Origin of the sequence: Streptomyces sp. NRRL F-5123 (assembly GCF_000721495.1) — a bacterium.
In the GTDB taxonomy this organism is placed as follows: Bacteria; Actinomycetota; Actinomycetes; order Streptomycetales; family Streptomycetaceae; genus Actinacidiphila.
Genome location: NZ_JOHY01000003.1, coordinates 149816 through 172271, shown reverse-complemented (window position 1 = coordinate 172271; position 22456 = coordinate 149816). Strand labels below are relative to the sequence as shown.

Annotated in this window: 15 protein-coding genes; 8 read left to right on the top strand and 7 right to left on the bottom strand. The window is 73.5% G+C overall.

The genetic code is table 11. From position 1 onward, the window contains the following. Window positions 1–126 precede the first annotated feature (126 nt). The 4 genes from IH54_RS0104440 (at window position 127) to IH54_RS0104425 (ending at window position 5533) form a co-directional block, all read left to right on the top strand. On the top strand, window positions 127–2949 hold the full coding sequence (locus IH54_RS0104440; protein WP_063762197.1) for a GNAT family N-acetyltransferase: 2823 nt from the start codon (window positions 127–129) through the stop codon (window positions 2947–2949). A 108-nt stretch (window positions 2950–3057) separates the two neighbouring features. Beyond that, window positions 3058–3642 (top strand): DUF5998 family protein, encoded by a 585-nt coding sequence (locus IH54_RS0104435; protein WP_031512951.1) that lies wholly within the window; start codon window positions 3058–3060, stop codon window positions 3640–3642. Beyond that, a complete protein-coding gene (locus IH54_RS0104430; protein WP_031512950.1) occupies window positions 3642–4826 on the top strand; it encodes an alkaline phosphatase family protein in 1185 nt (394 codons plus the stop codon). Before IH54_RS0104435 ends, IH54_RS0104430 begins: the two co-directional genes overlap by 1 nt. A gap of 59 nt (window positions 4827–4885) precedes the next feature. Next, window positions 4886–5533, top strand: coding sequence for a thymidine kinase (locus tag IH54_RS0104425; RefSeq protein ID WP_031512949.1), 648 nt, complete (start codon window positions 4886–4888; stop codon window positions 5531–5533). Window positions 5534–5596: 63 nt separating this feature from the next. Here the strand turns inward: IH54_RS0104425 and IH54_RS0104420 are convergent, their stop codons facing one another. The 7 genes from IH54_RS0104420 to IH54_RS0104390 form a co-directional block, all read right to left on the bottom strand. Continuing rightward, entirely contained in the window at window positions 5597–9529 is a 3933-nt protein-coding gene (locus IH54_RS0104420; RefSeq protein WP_031512948.1) for a discoidin domain-containing protein, read from the bottom strand. A 220-nt stretch (window positions 9530–9749) separates the two neighbouring features. Next, entirely contained in the window at window positions 9750–12842 is a 3093-nt protein-coding gene (locus IH54_RS0104415; protein ID WP_031512947.1) for an alpha-mannosidase, read from the bottom strand. 50 nt (window positions 12843–12892) lie between these two features. Next, window positions 12893–13996 carry a glycoside hydrolase family 99 protein gene (locus tag IH54_RS0104410; RefSeq protein WP_031512946.1) on the bottom strand — a complete coding sequence of 368 codons (1104 nt, stop codon included), beginning with the start codon at window positions 13994–13996 and terminating at the stop codon, window positions 12893–12895. Further along, window positions 13996–14847 carry an NAD-dependent epimerase/dehydratase family protein gene (locus tag IH54_RS0104405; RefSeq protein WP_031512945.1) on the bottom strand — a complete coding sequence of 284 codons (852 nt, stop codon included), beginning with the start codon at window positions 14845–14847 and terminating at the stop codon, window positions 13996–13998. The genes IH54_RS0104410 and IH54_RS0104405 overlap by 1 nt, the downstream gene beginning before the upstream one ends. After that, a complete protein-coding gene (locus tag IH54_RS0104400; protein ID WP_078861932.1) occupies window positions 14847–15737 on the bottom strand; it encodes a carbohydrate ABC transporter permease in 891 nt (296 codons plus the stop codon). The genes IH54_RS0104405 and IH54_RS0104400 overlap by 1 nt, the downstream gene beginning before the upstream one ends. After that, window positions 15734–16735 (bottom strand): carbohydrate ABC transporter permease, encoded by a 1002-nt coding sequence (locus IH54_RS0104395; RefSeq protein ID WP_234343356.1) that lies wholly within the window; start codon window positions 16733–16735, stop codon window positions 15734–15736. The genes IH54_RS0104400 and IH54_RS0104395 overlap by 4 nt, the downstream gene beginning before the upstream one ends. Further along, entirely contained in the window at window positions 16732–18129 is a 1398-nt protein-coding gene (locus IH54_RS0104390; RefSeq protein WP_078861931.1) for an ABC transporter substrate-binding protein, read from the bottom strand. Before IH54_RS0104390 ends, IH54_RS0104395 begins: the two co-directional genes overlap by 4 nt. A 160-nt stretch (window positions 18130–18289) precedes the next feature. On the opposite strand from IH54_RS0104390, the gene IH54_RS0104385 reads away from it, so the two are divergent. From IH54_RS0104385 to IH54_RS0104370, 4 genes are all read left to right on the top strand, one after another. Next, window positions 18290–19072, top strand: a complete 783-nt coding sequence (locus IH54_RS0104385) for an IclR family transcriptional regulator (protein WP_031512941.1) — start codon at window positions 18290–18292, stop codon at window positions 19070–19072. Window positions 19073–19283: 211 nt separating this feature from the next. Next, window positions 19284–20603 carry an enolase C-terminal domain-like protein gene (locus tag IH54_RS0104380; RefSeq protein WP_031512940.1) on the top strand — a complete coding sequence of 440 codons (1320 nt, stop codon included), beginning with the start codon at window positions 19284–19286 and terminating at the stop codon, window positions 20601–20603. Continuing rightward, entirely contained in the window at window positions 20600–21253 is a 654-nt protein-coding gene (locus IH54_RS0104375) for a ThuA domain-containing protein (RefSeq protein WP_031512939.1), read from the top strand. Before IH54_RS0104380 ends, IH54_RS0104375 begins: the two co-directional genes overlap by 4 nt. Beyond that, the gene (locus IH54_RS0104370) at window positions 21238–22314 is read left to right on the top strand and encodes a Gfo/Idh/MocA family protein (RefSeq protein ID WP_031512938.1); all 1077 of its coding nucleotides are present in this window, start codon (window positions 21238–21240) and stop codon (window positions 22312–22314) included. Before IH54_RS0104375 ends, IH54_RS0104370 begins: the two co-directional genes overlap by 16 nt. The last annotated feature ends 142 nt before the right edge of the window (window positions 22315–22456 follow it).

Here is a 22456-nt window from a genome sequence, read left to right as displayed (position 1 = left end):
GGTCGTGCAAGTTGTCTAGACCATTTTTGCACGACGCGAGTGCAGCCCGGGCACCCGGCCGGTGAGCCCAGGGTCCCGCGTGCGCCTGCCGCCCGCCAGATGGCCGCGCCGCCTACGCTGGAGGCCATGACCGACCCGCAAGGCCCGCGAGATCCGCAGGGCGCGCAAGGCCCGCAAGACCCGCAGGAAGCCGCCCCCCGGCCCTACCCCGTCCACTGGGAGGCCGACGTGGTGCTGCGGGACGGCGGCATCGCCCACATCCGGCCGATCGGCCCGGACGACGCGGGACGGCTCGTGGACTTCTACGAGAAGGTCTCCGACGAGTCCAAGTACTACCGCTTCTTCGCGCCCTACCCCCGGCTGTCCGACCGCGACGTGCACCGCTTCACGCACCACGACTACGACGACCGCGTGGGCCTGGCCGCCACCGTCGGCGGCGAGTTCATCGCCACCGTCCGCTACGACCGCACCGACGAGCAGGGCCGGGCCGCGTCCGGCGCCGCCGGGACCAGCGCCGAGGTCGCCTTCCTGGTCCAGGACGCCCACCAGGGCCGCGGGGTCGCCTCCGCACTGCTCGAACACATCGCCGCCGTCGCCCGCGAGCGCGGCATCCTGCACTTCACCGCGGACGTCCTGCCCGCCAACAGCAAGATGGTCAAGGTCTTCACCGACGCCGGCTACACCCAGCGGCGCAGCTTCGCCGACGGCGTCGTCCACCTCGACCTCGACCTGGAGCCCACCGCCGAGTCCGTGCAGGTCATGCGCTCGCGCGAGCACCGCGCCGAGGCCCGCTCGATGCAGCGGCTGCTGCGCCCGGAGTCGGTCGCGGTGATCGGCGCCGGGCGGCGGCCGGGCGGCGTGGGGCGCACACTGCTGCGCAACATCGCCGCCGGCGGATTCACCGGCCGCCTCTACGCCGTCAACCACTCCTTCACCACGGACACCGACCTCGACGGGGTGCCCGGCTTCCGCTCCGTGCGGGAGATCGCCGCACGCGGCGAGAGCGTCGACCTCGCGGTGGTCGCCGTGCCCGCCGGGCAGGTGCCGCAGGCCGTCGCCGACTGCGGGGAGGCGGGCGTACGCGGCCTGGTCGTGGTCGCGGCCGGCTACTCCGAGACCGGGCCCGAGGGCCGCGAGCGGCAGCGCGAGCTGGTGCGGCTGGCCCGCGGCCACGGCATGCGGCTCATCGGGCCGAACGCCTTCGGGGTCCTCAACACCGCGCCTTCCGTCCGGCTCAACGCCTCGCTCTCGCCGGGGATGCCGCACCAGGGGCGGCTGGGGCTCTTCACGCAGTCCGGGTCCATCGGCATCGCGCTGCTGTCCGGGCTGCACCGGCGCGGCGCCGGCCCCTCCACCTTCGTCTCGGCCGGCAACCGCGCGGACGTCTCCGGCAACGACCTGCTCCAGTTCTGGCAGGACGACCCGGACACCGACGCCGTGCTGATGTACCTGGAGTCCTTCGGCAACCCGCGCAAGTTCAGCCGGCTCGCCCGCCGGACGGCCGCCGCCAAGCCCGTGGTGGTCGTCAAGGGCGCCCTGCACAGCGGCTCCGTGCCCGCCGGGCACGCCGTACCCGTCACCCGCATCCCGGACAGCACCGTCAGCGCGCTCTTCCGGCAGGCCGGTGTGATCCGCGTCGACACCGTCACCGAACTCCTCGACGCCGGGCTCCTCCTCGCACTCCAGCCGCTCCCCGCGGGCGACCGGCTGGCGATCCTGGGCAATTCCGAATCCCTCGGCCTGCTCACCTACGACGCCGCCCGCACCGCGGGCCTGCGCCCCACCGCCCCGCTGGACCTCACCACCTCGGCCGCCCCCGCCGACTTCGCCGCCGCCCTGACCCGCGCGCTGGCCGACCCGGCGACGGACGCGGTCGTGGTCACCGCCATCCCGCGGGTCACCGCCGATGCCCCGGCGCCGGGCGCCACCGGGACGCTGGACGGGGTTCCGGACGAGGGCGACGACCCGGTCCTGGCCGACACGCTGCGCCGCGCCGCCGCCGGGGACAAGCCGGTGGTCGTGGTGCACCTGGCCCTGGAGACCTTCGCCGAACGGCTCGGCGCGCCCGGCGGCGAGGGCGCGCGGCTGCCCGCCTACCGGGCGCCGGACCGGGCCGTCGGCTCGCTCGCCGAGGCCGCCCGGTACGCCGCGTGGCGCGCGGGCGCCGCCGAACCCGGGCGGGTTCCGGCCTTCGACGACATCCAGGAGGCCGCGGCCGCCGAGGACGTCCGCCGGCTGCTGCCGCCCGGCTCCCCGCCGCAGGGCGTCACCCTCGCCGACGCCGACGCCGCGGCCCTGCTCGCCCGCTACGGCGTCACCGTGCGCCGCGCGCTGCCCGCCCCCGGGCCGGACGCGGCCGTCGCCGCCGCCGAGTCGATCGGCTACCCAGTCGCCCTCAAGGCCACCGCCCCACACCTGCGGCACCGCCCGGACCTCGGCGGCGTACGCCTGGACCTGGCCGACGAGGGCGATCTGCGGCGTGCGTACGAGGAGCTGACCGCGCAGCTCGGCGGGCCCGCGGAACTGCTGCCGGTCGTCCAGGCGATGGCGCCGCGCGGGGTGGACACCGTGATCCGCGCCGGGGTGGACCCGGCCGCCGGGGCCGTGCTCTCCTTCGGGCTGGCAGGACCGCCCTCCGAGCTGCTCGGCGACCTCGCGCACCGGCTCGTCCCCGCGACCGACCGGGACGCCGCGGACCTGGTCCGCTCCATCAAGGCCGCGCCGCTGCTCTTCGGCTGGCGCGGCGCCGAGCCGGTCGACACCGGCGCGCTGGAGGAGCTGCTGCTGCGGGTGTCACTGCTGGCCGACGACCTGCCGGAGGTCGTCGCGGTGCGGCTGGACCCGGTGGTCGTCGCCCCGCGCGGGCTGACCGTGCTGGCCGCGACCGTACGGCTGGCGCCGCCGCCCGCCCGTACCGACCTCGGCCCGCGGGCCCTGTCGCTCTTCTGACCTCCGGCCTCCGGCGCGCGCCGGGGGCCGGAGGAAGAGGCGGGGGAAGAGGCGCGCCCCGGGGACGCGGCGCCGCCGGGACCTGCGGGACACCCCTAGGATGGGCGTATGGCGAAGTCGGGGATCACGACGCAGGGACTGCGGACGGCGATCGAGCGCAGCGGGTACTACCCCGGGCTCGTGTCGGAGGCCGTGGAGGCCGCGGTCGGGCAGGAGCCCGTCGCGTCGTATCTGGTGCACCAGGAGACCACGTTCGACGCGAACGAGGTGCGCCGGCATGTGACCGTGCTGGTGCTCACCGCGAGCCGCTTCATCGTGAGCCATACCGACGAGCAGGCCGCCGACGACTCCTCGCCGACGCCCTACGCCACGACGTCGACGGAGTCGGTGAAGATCGGCCGGATCTCCTCCGTCGTGGTCAGCCGCGTGGTGGCCAACCCCGAGGCGTACACCCCGGGCACGCTGCCGCGCGAGGTCGTGCTGACGATCGGCTGGGGCGCCGTCTCCCGGATCGACCTGGAGCCGGCCGCGTGCGGGGATCCCAACTGCGAGGCGGACCACGGCTACACCGGCTCCTCCACCGCCGACGACCTGTCCCTGCGGGTCAGCGAGGCGGGCGACGGGCCCGACACCGTGAAGCAGGCGCTCGCCTTCGCGCAGGCGCTGTCCGAGGCGACCGCGGCTGCCGCCTGATGGTCCAGCCCCTGCACGACGACGGGCTGCTCGACCCCCGCACCGCCCCCGTACCCGCCTACGGCAGCGCCGCGCTGTGCGACGTCGTGCCGGCCGCGGTCGCGGGATTCGGCATCGACGGGATGCCGCGCACCGGACTGGAGCTTGCGCCCGCCGACCGGGTGTGCGTCTTCCTCGTCGACGGGCTCGGCTGGGAGCTGATCGCCCGGCATCCGGACGAGGCGCCGTACCTGAACGCGCTGCTGCCGTCCTCGCTGGGCGGCACCGGCCGCCCGCTGACTGCGGGCTTCCCCGCCACCACCGCGACCTCGCTGGCCTCCGTCGGCACCGGACTGCCGCCCGGCCGGCACGGCCTGGCCAGCTACGTGACGCTCAACCCGGCGACCGGCGAGCTGATGAACCAGCTGCGCTGGCAGCCCTGGACCCCCCCGGCGGCGTGGCAGCCGCACCCTTCCGTCTTCCGGCTCGCCGACGCCGCGGGCATCGCCACCTGCCAGGTGTCCTCGCCGGACTTCGTGAAGACCCCGCTCACGCAGGTCGCGCTGTCCGGCGGCACCTTCCACGGCCGGCTGACCGGCGAGGAGCGGATGGACCTGGCCGCCGACCGGCTCGCCGCCGCCGGCCGCACCCTGGTCTACACGTACTACAGCGAGCTGGACGGCATGGGCCACCGGCACGGCGTGGACTCCGACGCCTGGCGCGGGCAGCTGATGATGGTCGACCGGCTGGTGCAGCGGCTCGCCGAGCAGCTGCCGCCGCGCTCGGTGCTCTACGTCACCGCCGACCACGGCATGACCGACATCCCCTTCGACGAGGAGTCGCGCATCGACTTCGACGAGGACTGGGAGCTGCGCGCCGGAGTGGGGCTGCTGGGCGGCGAGGGGCGCGCGCGGCACGTCTACGCGGTGCCGGGCGCCGCGGCCGACGTGCTCGCGGTGTGGCGCGAGGTGCTCGGCGACCGGATGTGGGTCGCCGACCGCGCCGGGGCCGTGACCGAGGGCTGGTTCGGGCCGCACGTGGAGCCGCGGGTGCTGCCCAGGATCGGCGACGTGGTCGCGGTCGCGCGCGACGACATCGCGATCGTCGCGACCCGCAGCGAGCCGGGGGAGTCGAAGATGATCGGTCTGCACGGCTCGATGGTCCCCGCCGAGCAGCACGTGCCGCTGCTCGAAGTCCGCACCTGAGCCCTCCGCCCGGCCCCCCGCCCCGCCCTGTCCCCTCACCGAAAGGCCGCCGTCCCGCCATGTCCGAGCTGGTCTTCTTCTCCGGAACGATGGACTGCGGCAAGAGCACCCTCGCCCTGCAGATCGTCCACAACCGCGCCTCGCGCGGCCTGCAGGCGGTGATCTTCACCAAGGACGACCGGGCGGGCGAGGGCAAGCTGTCGTCGCGGCTCGGGCTGGTCACCGACGCGGTCGAGGCGGTGGCCGGCATGGACCTCTACGCGCATCTGGTCGCCCTGATAAGCCGCGGCGGCCGGGCGGACTTCGTGGTCGTGGACGAGGCGCAGTTCCTGGCGCCGGAACAGATCGACCAGCTCGCCCGCGCGGTCGACGAGCTGGACGTGGACGTCTACGCCTTCGGTATCGCCACCGACTTCCGCACCCGGCTCTTCCCCGGCTCCCAGCGGCTCATCGAACTCGCCGACCGCATCGAGGCGCTGCAGGTCGAGGCGCTGTGCTGGTGCGGGTCCCGGGCCACGCACAACGCCCGTACGGTCGGCGGGCAGATGGTCGTGGAGGGCGCCCAGGTGGTGGTCGGGGACGTCTCCCAGCAGGACGAGACCGGCTACGAGGTGCTGTGCCGCCGCCACCACCGGCGCCGGATGACAGCTGCCTCCGCGGGCGCCGCGGCGCTGTCGCCCGACGTGCTGCCGGTGCCGGGCGGCTGACCGCCCGCGTGAACGGGCGCGGGCCCGGGGGACGGCCCCGGGCCCGCGCGTTCTCCGGCCGGGTCAGCCCGCGGCCGGGCCGAACTCGGCCCGCACCGTGCGGTCGGCCGTGACCGGGACGCTCAGCGAGTCGCCGTCGGCCGGCACGCCGGCCCCGTCCAGCGTCCAGCCGAGCAGCCGGTAACCGGCGGCCGGGACGGCGGTGACCGTCACGGTGTCGCCCTTCTCGTAACGGCCCGGCTCGGTGGCGTTGCCGGTCACCGCGACCGTGCCGCCTGCCGCCGGCGAGGCGCTCGCGGTCACCGACTGCTGCACCATGTTGATCGCCATGATGTTGAACAGCTTCGCCGGACCGGTGTACGTCGTGCCGTTGTAGCGCATGACGTTGACCGCCCGGACGTCCGCGGACGGGCCGGCCTTGACGGTGTATCCGCCGTCGCCCAGGTTGTCCGTGCCCAGGTTGAAGGCGCGGACCTGTCCGGACTCGACCGCCAGGCCGTCGTGCATGCCGTAGCCGAAGACGTCCAGGACCGTCAGGTCGCGGGCGCCCGCGACGTGCACCAGGTCGGTGTTCTTGCGGGTGACGCCGTCGATGGTCTGCGGGAAGAGGTTGCTCCCCAGGCCCCAGTTCGGCTGGTAGAAACCGGTCCGGTTGACGGCGTTCCCGTTGCTGAGGACACCGTCGACCGTGCCGTGGTCGTTGGCGCCGACCGTGATGCCCCGGTTGAGGAAGACGCCGCCGACCTTGTGCACCGTGAAGCCGTCGTCGCGCTCCGAGGTGAGGTCGATGCCGTTCCAGGTGTTGGTCATCGTGACGTCGACGACGTAGGTGCCGCGCCCCGCCCCGCGGATGGCGTACGGGTAGGGGACGTAGCCGGTGGCCGGGTTGTTCTCCGGGTGGAAGACCCGCAGGCCGCGGACCCCTGCGCCGTCGCCGACCAGCGTGACCAGCGCGGTGGCGGTGGCGGGGGCCGAGGTGTTCCGGCCCTCGAAGGCGAAGAGCACGGTGCCGCCGCTGTCGCCGTCCTCGTCACGGTTCGGCGAGGCCGCCGCGCCGCGCAGCTCGACGCCCGCCGGGACCTTCACATGGCTGCCGACGCGGTACCAGCCGGCCGGCAGGTAGACGGTGCCGCCGCCCTGCCTGCCCGCCGTGTCCAGCAGCTCCTGCAGCGGGCCGGTCGCGTCGGCGGCGGGCAGGTAGCCCACGCCGTGCGGCACGCCGCTCGCGACGTACAGCGCCTGCCTCTTCGGCGCCGGGTCGGCGGTCGCGGCCGGGGCGGCGGGGACGCCGCCGGGCAGCTGGACGACCGTGCCGGAGGCGGGGCCGTCCAGGGTGGTGCCGGTGAGCTTCACATAGCCGCCGGTGGTGTTGCGGACCGACGCGGTGCTGCCCTGGAGGGTGCCGCCGGCGAAGGACATGCCCCAGCGGCTGTCGAGGTCGTCCACCTGGAGGGCGACGTCCGTGCGGACCACCGAGGTGCGCAGGAACGAGCCGGTGAAGGTGGCGCGCTGGCCCTTGACCGTCCGGATGCCGATGTGGAGGTCGGACAGCGAGATGCCGGAGAACTGGTCCCATTCGAGGTCGCCGAGCACCAGCCCGGTGGCGTTGGCCCGGGTCCAGCGGTCCAGGTCGGCCCGCTCCGGCGGCTGGTAGGCCGCCGGGGCCTTCGCCCAGTAGGAGTTCGAGAAGGTGACGTCGCTCCAGGTGCCGACGTCCGAGCCGTTGTAGGCGGTGGCGCCGGCTGACAGCACGGTGCCCTTGACGTCGTCGACGGTCGCCGACTCGTGCACCTGGCCCTGCACCGCCGGGCGCCCGCGGTCGTCGGCCTTCGTGGAGATGCCGATGCCCTGGTAGGAGTTGAGCATCGTGACGTGCGCGACGGTGCCCATCATGAAGTTGGCGTCGCTCTGCCAGGCCGAGCCCGGGATCTCGAACGTGTTGCCGTACGGGACCGGGTGGGTGGCGCTCTGGTGCGGGTAGTACGTGGTCAGGCCCTGCACGGAGGCGCTGCCGCCGATCCGGAAGAGCACCGGGCCGTCCGCGCCGGACGGCAGGTCGGCGCTGATCACGGTGCCGTAGGAGCCCGAGCCGGTGTCCGGGTCGCGCCGGTCGCCGCGCAGCGAGCAGAAGGCCGGGATCTCCACGGTGCCGGTGATCCGGTAGGTGCCCGCGCCCATCCAGACCGTGCCGCCGCCCGCGTCCTGGCAGTCGTACAGCGCCTGCTGCACGGCCGAGGTGGCGTCCTTGCGGCCGGTCGGGTCGGCGCCGTAGCCGTGGACGTCGAAGTCGGCGACCACCGGGTCGGCGGTGGGGTAGCGGGTGCGGACGAGCACGGGGTGCGGGGTGGCCGCGCTCCGCCGGTGCACTTCGAGGTCGGCCAGCGCGACCTTGCTCGCGCCGGGCGCGTAGCCGGTCACCGCGAGCCGGACGTAGCGCGCGGTGGTGAGCGGGAAGGCGGTGCTCGTCGCGGAGCCCGCGCCGGTGGCGCCGCTGCGGCCGACGGTGGTGAAGTGGGTGCCGTCGGTGCCGGCCTGCACGGTGTAGTCCCAGCCGAAGGTGCCCTGCCAGGTGGCCAGGACCTGGTCGAAGCGCTGCGGCTTGCCCAGGTCCACCGTGAAGGTCTCGCCCTTGCCGGCGTCGCCGCTGGTCCAGGCGGTGCCGCCGTTGCCGTCTATGGCCGCGGCGGGGGAGGAGCCGGCCGCCGAGCTGGACGCGGTGGCGGTGCCCAGGTGCGCCAGGTCGGTGTTCACGGCCAGCGCGTGGAAGGCGTCGAGCGCGGCCTGGAGGGCGTGGAAGGCGGTACGGGCCTGCTCGTCCGTCACGCCGGTGCCGTCCGCGACCGTACGGGCCTGGTCGGCGGCCTGCTCCAGGGCCTCCTTGGCACCCGCCGGGTACTGCCCGTCGCGGGTGCCCTCGCGGGCGGCGAGGTAGGCCAGGTCGGCCTGGGCGACGAGCTGCTTCAGGCCCGCCGTCGGGTCGAGCGTCCTCGGCAGCGCCGTCACCGTGACCCGGGCGACCTTGAGTTCGGCCGCGCTGCCGCCGGTGGTGATGCGGAAGTCGGAGCCGTTGGAGCGGTTGGTGAGGATCGCGTCGTCCAGCACGAAGGTGTGGGTCTTCCACGTCCCCGAGTCGCCGTAGGTGAACAGCGGCGACTGCTTGAACATCTGCGGGATGGTGTCGCCCGGGGAGTCGTACTGCAGCTGGATCGCACCGCTGCCCTGGTCGTAGTAGTCGATGCTGACGGCGACCGGGTCGGCGGTGTCGTACACCACGGTGTCGTCGGCGTTCATGTAGAAGAAGCCGGTCTCGGCGCCCGGGTGGCTCTGGTCGGTCTGCCAGTAGCCGCGGCCGTCGACGGTGCCGGTGACCAGGTGGGAGTCGTTGTCACCCGCGCGCGGGTCGACGCCGTGCGTCTCGACCGTGGGGCCGAGGTCCACCGACAGGCCCGCGGCGATCCGCACCCGGGCCACCGTGACGTCGGCCGGAGCGCCGCCGTCGGTGCCGGATATCCGCAGCTCGCGGCCGGTGGAGAAGTCGGCCGGCACGGTGAAGGCCGCGGTGGTGAAGCCGCCGGAGCCGGTCAGCGCGACGCTGCCCAGCGCGTCCCCGGAGCCGCCGCGGGTCAGCTGGAGCGCGCCGCTGCCGGTGTCCTGGTAGGTGACGGCGACGGTCAGCCGGCCGGCCGTCACGGTGTCGGTGTAGTCCTGGTCGAGGTCGAACGCCAGGTACCCGGCGCCGGCCGCGACGTCGGTGCGCCAGTACGGCGTACCGTCCTGCGTACCGGTCCGCAGGCTCCCGGCGTCGTCCCCGGCGGTCGCGGTCAGGCCGAGGGTGAAGGGCGCGGGGCCGAGGTCGGCGCCGACCCCCAGCGGGTAGAGGGTGGGCGCGGCGGCCCACGCCGGCAGCGAGGCCGGCAGCAGCAGCGCGGCCACGGTGAGCAGCAGCAGAGCGGGGGCGCGCAGCAGCGCCCGGAGCGGGGAACGTCTGGGTGGCACGGGGACAACCTCCGGAGGATCACGACGGGACGTACGGTCAGGGGTCGTGCGGATGGTGCGTGTGCGTGCGGTGCTCGTGGTGCGCATACGGCGGGTGGTGCGGGACGGGCCCGGTTCCGGGGCAGCCGGAGCCGCCGGACCGGCGGACCGGCCCGGGGCGGGCCCGGACCGCGCCGCTCCCGTCGGCGGGGGCGGCGCGGCGGTTCGGGGTGGCGCGGGGTCAGGCCCGGCGCAGCCGGAGCGTCAGGATCTGGAAGGGCCGCAGCTCCAGCGGCAGCCCGCCGTCGCCGTCGGCCGCCACCGGCTCCACCGGGTTCTCCAGCAGGTCGGTGACCTCGGCCCCGGCCAGGGCGAAGCCGGTGTGCAGCACGCCGCGGGCGGTGCCGCCGCGCGACTCGTACAGCCGCACCACGACGTCGCCGCTGCGGTCGTCGGCGAGCTTGACCGTCTCCACGGTGATGTCCGGGTTGTCGACGGTGACGAGCGCGGGCCCGCCCGCCGGTGCCGCGCCGGCCGGGCGCAGCGGCAGGTTGAAGGCGTAGCCCGCGGCGATGGCGTCACCGATCCCGGCGCCGACGACGAGCGCGTAGCCGAAGCTGTGCCGGCCGCGGTCGGCCTGCGGGTCGGGGCTGTGCGGGGAGCGCAGCAGCGACAGCCGCAGGGTGGTCGTGGTGCCGCCGTCCTCGCGGGTGGTGCGGGACACGTCGTGGCCGTAGGTGGAGTCGTTGACGACCGCGGCGCCCCAGTTGTGCTCGCCGATGTGCACCCAGCGGTGCGCCCACAGCTCGAAGCGGGCGGCGTCCCAGCTGGTGTTCTCGTGCGTGGGGCGGCGGACGTGGCCGAACTGGATCTCCGCGCTCTCGGTCTCGGCGTGCACGTTGACCGGCCAGGCGGCCTTGAGCAGGGTGTCGCGCTCCTGCCAGTCGATGTCGGTCCTGACGGTCAGCCGGTCGCTGCCCGCGGTCAGCTCCAGGTGCTGCACCAGGTGCGAGTCGCCGAACGCGCGCTCCACGCGTACCGACGCCAGCAGCGGGCCGGGCTCGGCGATCTCGACGGACACCGCGTCGGTGAGGTCCCGGACGGTGTCGCGGTAGTAGCCGTCGATGTTCCAGGCGCTCCACAGGTTCGGGTCGTCCGGGTGCAGTTGGAGCAGATTGCCCGCGGCGCCCGGCGCGACGGCCTCGCGGCGCGCCCGCAGGTCGTACACCGAGCGCACCAGGCCCTGGGCGTCGATGCCGACCCGCAGCACCCCGTTGTCGAGGGTGATCGTGCCGTCCTCGGCGACCGCGGTGACCGGCGGTGTCCCGGCCGGGTCGACGGCGTGCCCGCTGCCCAGCGCGGGCGCCTCGACCAGCACGGCCTGCCGCCCGTCGGAGAGCTGCTGCCCGCCGCCGGCGTGCACGCCCTCGGGCAGCACCGCGACCTCGCGGCGCGGGTAGGGGCCGGCGTTGAAGAAGGCGGTGCCCTCGCCGCCGTCCAGCGCGGTGCCGATGACCTCGGCCAGCTCCGCCTGCAGCTCGCCGTGCACCTTCTCGGCCTCCTGGTGCACCCAGGCGATCGACGAGCCGGGCAGGATGTCGTGGAACTGGTGCAGCAGCACCCGCTGCCAGATCGACTCCAGCTTCTCGTACGGGTAGGGCGCCCCGGCGCGTACCGCGGCCGCCACCGACCACAGCTCGGCCTCGCGCAGCAGCGCCTCGGCGCGCCGGTTGCCCTGCTTGGTGCGGGCCTGGCTGGTGTACGTGCCGCGGTGGTTCTCCAGGTAGAGCTCGCCGCGCCAGACCGGCAGCTTCGCGTACTCCGCGCGGGCGGCGGCGAAGAAGTCCTCCGGGTGGCCGACCTCGACGCGGGTGGAGCCCTCCAGGTCGCGCAGCCGGCGGGCCTTCTCCAGCATCTCCCGGGTCGGGCCGCCACCGCCGTCGCCGAAGCCGAAGGGGGCCAGCGAGCGGGTCGCGGCGCCCTTGTCGGCGAAGTTGTTCTCGGCGTGCGCCAGTTCGGCGCCGGTCAGGCTCGCGTTGTAGGTGTCGACGGGCGGGAAGTGGGTGAAGATGCGGGTGCCGTCGATGCCCTCCCACGCGAAGGTGTGGTGCGGCAGCCGGTTGGTCTCGTTCCACGACAGCTTCTGGGTGAGGAACCACTTGGCCCCGGCGAGCGTCGCCAGCTGCGGGTAGGCGGCGGTGTAGCCGAAGGAGTCCGGCAGCCACACGCCCTCCTGCGCGAGGCCGAACTCCTCGGCGAAGAAGCGGCGGCCGAGGACCAGCTGCCGGGCCAGCGCCTCGCCGCCGGGCAGGTTGCCGTCCGCCTCCACCCACATGCCGCCGACCGGCGCCCAGTTGCCGTCGGTGACGGCCTTCTTGATGCGTTCGAAGATCTCCGGGCGACGCTCCTTGATCCATGCGTACTGCTGCGCGGACGAGCACGCGAAGACCAGCTCCGGGTACTCCTCGGCGAGCGTCGTCATGTTGGTGAAGGTGCGGGCGCACTTGCGCACCGTCTCCCGGATCGGCCACAGCCACGCCGAGTCGATGTGCGCGTGGCCGACCGCGGTGACGGTGTGCGCGGACGCGTACGCCGGGCGGGACAGGACGTCCGCGAGCCGGTCGCGGGCGGCCTGCGCGGTGCCCGCGACGTCCTTGACGTCGACGGCGTCGATCGCGTGCGCCAGCGCGCGCAGGATCTCGTGCCGCCGCGAGCCGCCCGCGGGCAGCTCGCGCATCAGCTCGTCGAGCACCTCCATGTCGTGCAGCAGGTGCCAGACCGCGTTCTCGCGCACCGCGATGTGCGCTTCGCGCAGCTCGTAGAGGTGCTCGGTGCCTGCGGTCTCCTTGGAGCCGAACCATGTGCCGACCGACTTCGCGCCCTCGATCATCGGGTTCGCGGCCAGCTCCACCAGCAGCTCCACCGGCTCGCCGCCGGCCGCGGGCTCGGCGAGCAGCACACTGCGGTGGTGCGGGTGCAGGCCCTGCAGGGGCGAGCCGGCGGCGTCGTGGGCGAAGCCCTCCGCCTGCCCGCCCGGGCCCTTGGCGGGATCGAAGCCCAGGTCGAAAACGGCCTCGACGCGCTGCCCCGCCCACTCCTGCGGGATGCGGCCGGCGGCCTTGAGCCAGCTGGTCGACCAGGGTCCGCCCCAGGTCTGGCCGATCGCCGCCGGCTCGTACGCGGCGGCCAGGGCGTCCGCCACCGGGACGGGTTCGCCCGGGACGTGCCAGACGGTCAGGTCGAGGTCCACCGGGTCGCGGTAGAGGGCGGGTCTGACCACCTGCGCGAGGAATTTGGTGATCCGCTCTTCGACGATGTGCCGGTCGTCATGCACTGGTGTGCTCTTTCTGCTGGGGGTCTGCCGAGGGCCGGGGGAGGGTGCGGTCAGCGGCGGGCGTGGCGCGCGGCCTTGGCCAGGGCCCGCTCGAAGCGGGCGGCCCAGTGGGCGGTGCGGTCGAGGTACGCGGTCTGCGCCCGCACGCCGCTGCGGCCGTATGCGCCGTCGTAGTCCAGGTAGTCGAGGCTGCCCGGTGCTGCGGCGGTGGCCGGCTCGATCATGGTGCCCTCGTGCCACTCGTTGAAGGAGGTGATGCTCACCCAGTCCGGCGGTGCGTCGCCGTTGCCGGCGGCCAGGGCGTACTCCCACTCCCGGTCGTAGGTGGCGCCGTCCGCGCGGTCCAGGGTCGGGGTGGTGTTGCCGGGCACCGCGCGGTCGTCGAGGTAGCCGGGGCCGAGCGAGGGTGCCCACACCATGCCGCGGTCGGCGCAGAAGGCGGCGACCTCGGTCCAGTCGGGCCTGTTCGCGGTGGCGATGGCGTCGTAGGTGTAGACGCCGCCGAAGTCGCCGATCCGGGTGAGGTCCCAGGTCTGCGCCATGACGATCGCCCGGTCGTCGACCTCGTGCAGCGCCGACCAGTCCACCGTGAGCAGGCTGTTGAAGATGTAGTACGCGGTGCGGCCGCCGCGCTCCGGGTCGCGGTGGAAGGCCGGGTGGTCGCCGTACCTCTCGCTGATGTAGCGGATGTCGGCGACGACCGAGGCGGCGTCCCGGCCGCCGTACGGCTCGATGTGCCAGGCGACCTCCAGGCCCTGCTCGGCGGCCGCGTCCAGGACGACGGCGGCCTGCTGGTCCTCGTAACTGCCCTGCCCCCACCAGCTGCTCACCAGCACCCCGGTGCCGGCCTGGCGCAGCCAGCGCATGTGCTGCGCGACCGCGCCGTACCGGTCGCCCGAGTCGTACGGGCCGAGGACCGGGTAGTAGTTCGAGCTGATGTCGTCCGGCGGGGTCAGCGAGCCCTGCGGCCAGTGCCGCCACTGGCCGGAGAACTCCGGGTTGCCGTACCACGGGTAGTAGAAGATGTGGGTGTGCGGCGAGACGCGCGGCGCCGCGGCGGCGGCGCCGGGCGCGGACAGTCCGACCAGGGCGGCGGCCCCGGCGGCGGCGCCGCCCGCCAGGAACGTACGGCGGGAGGGGGATGCGTGCGACATCAGCTCTCTCCTTCGGTGGTACGCCAGGTGAGCCGGGGGACGAACCCCAGCAGATCGGTGCATGCGGTCGTGTCGAACAGGCTCGCGTGCCCGGTGACCGAGGGCGGTACGGGAACGCCGGGGTGGTGGGCGGCCATCAGCTCCGCCGAGGGCACGTCGGACGTGGTGTCGGCTGCGGTGACGTTGACGACGTGGCAGCCGGTCACGTCGCCCTCGACCGCGAGCCGGATCGCCCGCGCCGCGTCGTGCGTGTGCAGCCAGCCCCACAGGTCGTGCCGCTGCGCCGCGGGGTCGGCGGCGCAGGTGGCCAGGAAGTCCGCGAGCCGGTCGCCGGTGCCGGTGAAGGGGAAGCGCATGCACACCGCGTCCAGCCCCCAGCGCCGGTGCGCGGTCCGCGCGACCTCCTCCAGTACCACCTTGGACAGCCCGTACGGGTCGCGCACCAGGCTCGGGTGCCCTTCGTCCAGCGGTACGTACGAGGGCGAGACCGGGACCGGGGACCATGCGAGGCCGGCCGCCGCCATGCTGGAGGCGGCCACCACGCGGCGGACCCCGGAGCGGCCAGCCTCGTCGAACACCCGGTGCGCGGACAGGCAGTTGGCGGCGAACATCGCGCTGTGGTCGGGCACGTTGGGGTGCGGGACCGCCCCCAGGTGGACCACCGCGTCCACGCCCGCCACGGCCTTGCCGACCAGCTCGGCGTCCTGGAGGTCGCCGGTGTGCACGGCCGCCGCGCGCGGCTCGTCGAGCGGCAGCAGGTCGGTCAGCACCAGCTCGTGGCCGGCCGCGAGCAGCTCTTCGGTGACGTGGCCGCCGATGTGCCCGGCGGCGCCGGTCACCAGGATCCGCATCAGCCCTTCACCGCCCCGACCAGGCCGTTGACGAAGTAGCGCTGGAGGGCCAGGAAGAGCAGGACCACCGGCACCACGACGATGAGCGCGCCGGCCATCAGGTTGTTGTAGTGCGGCACGTTCTCCGAGGCGAGGGTCTGCAGGCCCAGCGGCAGTGTGTAGGTGCTCGGGTCGTTGAGCGACACCCGGGTCAGCAGGTACTCGTTCCAGGTGGGGATCGCCGTGATCAGCGCCACCGTGATGAGCGCCGGCCGGGTGAGCGGCAGGTAGATGTGGGTGAAGATGTGGAACTCGTTGGCTCCGTCCACCCGCGCCGACTCGCGCAGCTCCTTGGGCACCGAGGCGAAGGCGCCGGTCATCAGCAGCACCGACAGCGGCGCGCCGCCGTTGACGAAGGGCAGCACCAGTCCCATGTGGGTGCCGAGGATGCCCATCTTGTCCTCCAGCAGCACGATCGGCAGCATCACCGTCACGCCGGGCACGAACAGCAGCGCGACGAAGAGCTTCTGCAGCGCGCCGCGGCCGGGGAAGTCCAGCACCGCGAAGGCGTAGCCGGCGGCCGCGTAGACCACCAGCGTCAGCACCACGGTCAGCAGGGTGACTTCCAGGCTGTTCATGAAGTAGTGGAAGAAGTGCAGCTGGTTCCACGTGCTGGTGAGGGTGTCCAGCGTCGGGTGGTGCGGGATCAGATGGCCGCCGCGGACCACCTCGATCTGGTCCTTGAAGGCCGCCGACACCATCCACAGGAAGGGGTAGATGCTGATTACGCCGTAGAGCGTGAGGAGCACGCCGACCAGCACGCGGGCGCTGATCCTGCGGGCGCGGGCCGCGGTGGCGCCGTCCTTGCCCCCTGTGCGGCCCGGTCCGGAGCCGAGGGAAATCGTTGTCATGTTTTGCTCCGCATGACTCGCAGGTTGATCAGCGCGATGACCAGCGCGGCCGCGAACAGCAGCCAGCCCAGCGCGCTGGCCAGGCCCAGGGTCGGCGCGAGGTCCTTGAGGAAGGCCAGCCGGTAGGCCTCCAGGCCCAGCACGTTGGTGTGGTCGCCGGGACCGCCGTTGGTCATCACCAGGAAGGTCTGGAAGCCCTGCAGCGAGTCGCGCAGGTTGAGCAGCACCACGATCGAGGTGATCGGCCGCACGAGCGGCCACACCACCGAGACGTTGGTGCGCCACCACCCGGCGCCGTCGAGCTGCGCGGCCTCCAGCACGCTGCGGTCGATGCCCTGCAGGCCCGTCAGGTAGAGCAGCATCGCGACGGGCACCGCGCCCCAGACCGTGACCACGACCATCGTGGGCAGCGCGGTGTCCGGGTTGCCGAGCCAGCCCTGCGGCTCGCTGAGCGAGCCCATGCCCAGGCTGCTCAGCACGGTGTTGACGGCGCCGTCCGGCTGGAGGATGTACTGCCAGGCGAAGAACACCGCGACACCGCTGGTCACGTACGGCACGAAGTAGACCGAGCGCAGCAGGCCCTGCATCCGCTTGGCGGAGTTGAGCAGCACCGCGAGCGGGAAGGACACCAGCACGGTCAGCAGCGGGACGAAGATCATCACGTAGAGCGTGTGCTTCGCCGCGTGGTGCAGCCGGGGGGCGTAGGCGGGGTTCTGCCAGAGCAGGTCCTTGTAGTTCTGCAGGCCCACCCAGTCCCAGTGCGGCGCGAAGCCGTTCCACCGGGCGAAGCTCAGCATGAAGCCGTAGCCCACGGTGTACAGGCCCATGACCGCGAAGAGGATCACGGCGGGGGCGACGAACAGGTAACCGGAGACGGCCTCGTAGGTGCGGCGGCGCATGCGGCGGCCGCTCCCGGGGCCGGCCGCGTCCGCCGGCCGGGGGGTGCCCCGGCCGGCGGCGGCCGTCTCCGTCAGTGCGGGACGGGGTGCGGTGCTCACTTGTTCGCCGTCGCCCAGAAGTTGTTGTTCAGCTTGGCCAGGGCCTTGCCGGTGGCCTCCACGCCCTTCTGCTTCAGCGGGGTGAGGTCGGCGAGGATCTCCGCCATCGAGTCCTGGTCGTAGCCCGGCGGCCGGAAGTCGGCGACGTTCGGGTCGTAGGTGTTCTCGGGGGTGCCCTCGAAGGCCTTCGTCATGTCGGCGAGCGTCGCGCCCATCACCGAGGCCGCGTCCGCGCCGAGCTCGGTGGAGGGTACCTCGGTGGCGTCCTTGGCGAACTTCGAGGCGACGTCGGCCTGGGCCAGGAACTTCATCCACTTGAGCGCGTTGTCAGGGTGCGCGCTGGTGGAGGTGACCGAGAGGCCGGTGAGGGCGAGCGGGGCGAGCGCGGGCTTCGGCACGGCGCCGGCCTGCGGGCCGGGGAAGCCGAAGGCCATCACGTCGTCGGGGTTCATGCCGTTCTGCTGGAGGAAGGCCAGCGTGAAGGTGCCGCCGATGTCCCACGCCGACTTGCCCTGCGCGAAGGCCTGGTCGGCCGCGTCGATGTCCAGGCTCTGGGTGCCGGGCATCCAGTACGGCTGCATCTTCGCGTAGTCGGCGAGCACCTTCTGGCCGTCGGGCGAGGCGAAGTCGGCGGCGGAGTCCTGGCCCCACAGCGCCTGGTACTTGTCCTTGCCCAGCTCGCCGAAGGCCAGCGGCTGGAGCGCCCAGGTCAGGCCGGTGGCCTTGACCTTCAGGCCGAGCGAGACGCCGCCGTTCGTCGGGTCCTTGTCCGTGGTCGCCCTGAGGTCGGCGAGCCACTCCTCGTAGCTGGCGGGGGGCTTGGTGACCCCCGCAGCGGCCAGCATCTTCTTGTTGCCCATGACGATGCCGAAGGTGCCCGAGGTCAGCGGCACGCTGAAGCGCTGGCCCTCCTTGACGCCGTGCGTCTTGGAGTCGGCGGGGACGGACTCCTTGTAGTGCGCGGGGGTCACCGTGCCGGAGGCCTGGACGCCCTTCTGGTAGAGGCCGCTCCAGTCGCTGCCGACGTCCTCGGCGACGTCCTTGACGATGCCGGTGGCGCCGAGTGCGAAGTCCTCGCCGTCGGAGTGCACTTCGAGGACGTCGGGCAGGTCGTGCGTCTTGGCGGCGGCCTGCACCTTGGTGGTGTAGGCGTCGTCCGGGCCGTACGCCTGGACGTTCACCGTGACACCGGTCTGCTTCTTGAACTCCGCCGCCGCGTTCTTCAGCGCCGCCACGTGGGACTGCTTGAAGGTCCACATGGTCAGCGACTTGGCGTCGCCGCCACCGGAGGAGCCGCCGCCGCACGCGGCGAGCGGGCTCATCGACAGGACGGCCGCCACCGCTCCCGCGGCAAGTCTCGTTTTCGGGGTGAAACGTGCGAATGGTGTGCGCATGGGCCCCTACCTAGGCTTCGGCCGTTCAGAAGACCGAATGACGTTGGAGTCCCTGAACTTAGGGTCGTGTTTGGTATAGCGTCAAGACGCGCGCTGCGGTGAGATGGGCACAGCGCGGCCGGGAGGCGTCGGCGCGGGGAGCGGAGGATCAGTGGAATCGGTGGCAGAAGCGGCGCGCGGACGGAAGCCGGAAGAGGTCAAGTCCGCGGCGCGCGTGCTGGAAGTGCTGGAGCTGCTCGGGGTGCAGGGGGCCCGGCTCTCGCTGGCGGAGATGGCCGCGGCCATGTCCGTGCCGAAGAGCAGCCTGCATGCGATCCTGCGGACCATGGAGGCCCGCAGATGGGTCGACCTGGACGCCTCGGGCACGCGGTACGGCATCGGTCTGAAGGCGCTGCTGACGGGCACCGCCTACCTGGAGGGCGACGACGTCACGAGCCTGGCCGGGCCGGTGCTCGACGCGCTCGCCGAGGAGACCGGCGAGGCGGTCCACCTGGGCAGGCTCGACGGCACGCACGTCGTCTACCTGGCAAAACGCGAGTCCAGGCACGCACTTCGGATGTATTCGGCGGTCGGCCGCCGGCTTCCCGCGCATGCCACCGGGCTGGGCAAGGCGGTGCTCTCGCAGTTCGATCCGGCCGAGGTGCAGCGCCGGCTGGACTGGCCGCTGGAGCGGCTGACCCCCAGCACGGTGACCGACCCGGACGCCTTCCTGGCCCAGCTCGCCGAGACCAGGCTGCGCGGCTGGGCGACCGACGACGGCGAGAACTCCGTCGACATCCGCTGCGTCGCGGTGCCGCTCGGCGGCGGCCAGGGCTTGGACGCGATCAGCTGCTCCGCGCCCAAGAGCCGGATGGACGACGCCCGGCTGGAAGAGGTCGCGCAGGCCGTCACCGAGGCCGCGCACAGCCTCAGCACCCTCCTCAAGCGCCTCGGCCGGCACTGAGCGGCCGCCCCCGGCGCGCCCGGCGCCCCTCCGCACCGCCGGCGCGAGCCGCGGTGTGCCCTGCTGCCTCCCGTGACCAACTCCCGCTGCCCGCTTGGTTGTTGACGGGTGGCCGGTCGACGGCCGCCGGCAGGCATTGACAAGTGTCGACCGCCCTCCATACGTTCGGATGGCAGTACGACATTCTGCTATCTGTACGTTGGAGTCCCACATGGCATTGCCTGATGCCGGCACCGACAGCCATAGCGACACCGCCCCCGCCGGTCCCGTACTTCTCGCCCCCGCGCCCTGGGTCGAGGAGCGCGGAGCCGCCGTACGCATCACGGCCGTCCGCACGTTCCTGACAGCCCCGCACGGCTGTCCCCACCTCGTCGTCCGGGTCGAGACCGACGACCCCGGACTCTACGGCCTCGGCTGTGCGAGCGACCCCCAGCGTACGCTCGCCGTCCGCTCGGTCCTCGACGACTACGTCGCCCCGCTGCTGGTCGGCCGCGACCCCGACGACATCGAGGACATCCACCGGCTGCTGCTCAACAGCGGCTACTGGCGCGGCGGATCCGTCACCGGGAACGCGCTCGGCGGGGTCGACGTCGCGCTGTGGGACCTGAAGGCCAAGCGCCTCGGGGTCCCGCTGCACTCGCTGTTCGGCGGCCGGGTCCGGGCCTTCGCCGAGGCCTACACGCACGTCGACGGCCAGGACGCCGCCGAGATCGCCGACAAGGTGCTGGCCGCCCGCGAGCGCGGCTACCGGCACGTCCGGATCCAGGCCGCGGTGCCCGGCGCCGACACGTACGGCACCGCGGGAGGCGGCGCGGCCGACCCGCGGGCGGTGCACGAGCGGCGGGTGCCGTGGGACAGCGGCGGCTACCTGCGGCACGTCCCGCCGGTCCTCACCCGGGTCCGCGAGCTGGTCGGCGACGACGTCGAGCTGCTGCACGACGTGCACGAGCGCCTCGACCCGCGGCAGGCCCGGGAGTTCCTGCGCCGCGTCGAGGACGCCAGGATGTACTTCGTCGAGGACCTGCTCGCCCCCGAGGACGCCGGCCACTTCAAGCGGCTGCACGACGCCTCGCCCGTACCGCTCGCGGTCGGCGAGCTCTTCCACGACCCGGCGCAGTTCACCGCGCTGCTCGCCGGGCCGGACATCGACTTCGCCCGGATCAGGGTCCCCACGCTCGGCGGGCTGACCCCGGCGCGCAAGGTCGCGGCCATGTGCGAGCTGCGCGGGGTCCGCCTCGCGCCGCACGGCCCGGCCGACGTCAGCCCGGTCGCGCAGGCCGCGACCCTGGCCATGGACATCTCCAGCCACGCCTTCGGGGTGCAGGAGGCGGCCGTCTTCAAGCCGCCGGTGCACGAGGTCTACCCGGGTACGGTCGTGGCGGAGGGCGGGGGCCTGCGCCCCAACGAGTCGCCCGGCCACGGGGTCGACTTCGACGAGGCCGCCGCACGCAGGTACCCGGTACCCGAACCGCTGGCCCACGACCGGTGGGCCCTGCTGCGCAACACCGATGGGAGCGTGCAACGCCCGTGACCGAATCCGTACGGAAGGCCCTCGTCGTCCGGGGCGGCTGGGAAGGACACAGCCCGGTGGAGATCACCGGCCTCTTCCTGCCCTTCCTCCAGGACCAGGGCTTCACCGTCGAGATCTCCGACTCGCTCGACGTCTACACCGACGACGCCCTGCTGGCCGGCACCGACCTGGTCGTCCAGTGCTGGACGATGGGCGTGATCACGCCCGAGCAGAGCCGGGGCCTGTCCGCCGCGGTGCGCGCGGGCACCGGATTCGCCGGCTGGCACGGCGGGGTCCTGGACTCCTTCCGCGGCGACCTGGACTACGCCCAGCTGACCGGCGGGCAGTTCCTCATGCACCCGCCCGGCTTCGTCGACTACACCGTCGAGCCGGTCGGCGACGGCCACGTGATCACCGCGGGCCTGAAGGAGTTCGCGGTGCACACCGAGCACTACTTCATGTCCACCGACCCGGCGAGCGAGGTGCTGGCCACCTCGGTCTTCCCGGCCGCGGGCGACCGCCCGCGGGACGTGGTCATGCCGCAGGTGTGGACCAGGACGCACGGCGCGGGACGGGTCTTCGTCTCCGCCATCGGCCACAAGGCCGACGACTTCGACGTGCCCGAGGTGCGGGCGATCACCGAGAGGGGACTGCTGTGGGCGAGCCGCTGAGGATAGGCATGGTCGGGGCCGGCAAGATCAGCGGCCAGTACCTCGACACCATCGCCCGGCTGGAGACCCTGCGGCTGACCGCGGTCACCGACCTGGACCCGGCGCGCGCCAAGGAGGCCGCCGCGGGGGCCGGCGCCGAGGTCGTGGGCGACGTCGCCGAGCTGGTCGCGCGCGACGACGTGGACGCGGTGCTCAACCTGACGATCCCCGCCGTGCACGCCGAGGTCGCGCTCGCCGCGATCGCGGCGGGCAAGCACGTCTACGGCGAGAAGCCGCTCGCCGCGACCCGCGCGGAGGCCACCGCCGTCCTGGCCGCCGCGCGCACCGCGGGCGTACGGGTCGGCAGCGCGCCGGACACCGTGCTCGGCACCGGCACCCAGACCGCCCGCAAGGCGGTCGACGACGGGCTGATCGGGCGGCCGGTCGCCGCGACGGCCTTCATGACCACCGCGGGCCACGAGGCCTGGCACCCCGACCCGGAGTTCTACTACCGGCCGGGCGGCGGGCCGCTGCTGGACATGGGCCCGTACTACCTCTCGGCACTGGTGCACCTGCTCGGCCCGGTCGTCAGGGTGACCGGCGCGGCGAGCACCCCGCGCGCCGAGCGGGAGATCGGCAGCGGGTCGCGGGCCGGGCAGCGCTTCCCGGTCGAGGTCGACACGCATGTCACGGGCGTGCTGGAGCATGCCGCGGGCGCGCTGTCCACGCTGGTGATGAGCTTCGACATCCACGCCGCCCACCTGCCGCGGATCGAGGTGCACGGCACGCAGGGCTCGCTCGGGGTGCCGGACCCGAACGGCTTCGACGGCCCGGTGGAGCTCTTCACCGGCGGCGCCTGGCAGCAGCTCCCGGTGTCCGCGGGCCACCGCGGCGCAGGGCGCGGCACCGGACTCGCGGACCTCGCCGGGGCCGTGGCCGCCGGCCGCCCGCACCTGGCGTCGGGCGAACTCGCCGAGCACGTCCTCGACGTGATGCTCACGCTGCTGGACGCGGCGCACGAGGGCCGGTCGCTGCCGGTCGCCACTGCTTGCGAGCGCCCGGCGGCGGTGCCGCTCACGTAAGCCCGCCACCAGCGGCGGCACGGGCAGCACGGGCACGCAAATGCGGCGGAGGCACCGGTCATGGAGGCCGGTGCCTCCGCCGCATTTGCGTCCCGGTGATGTCATGTCAATTACCGTCCGAAGAATGCGCGCTGTGGCGGTT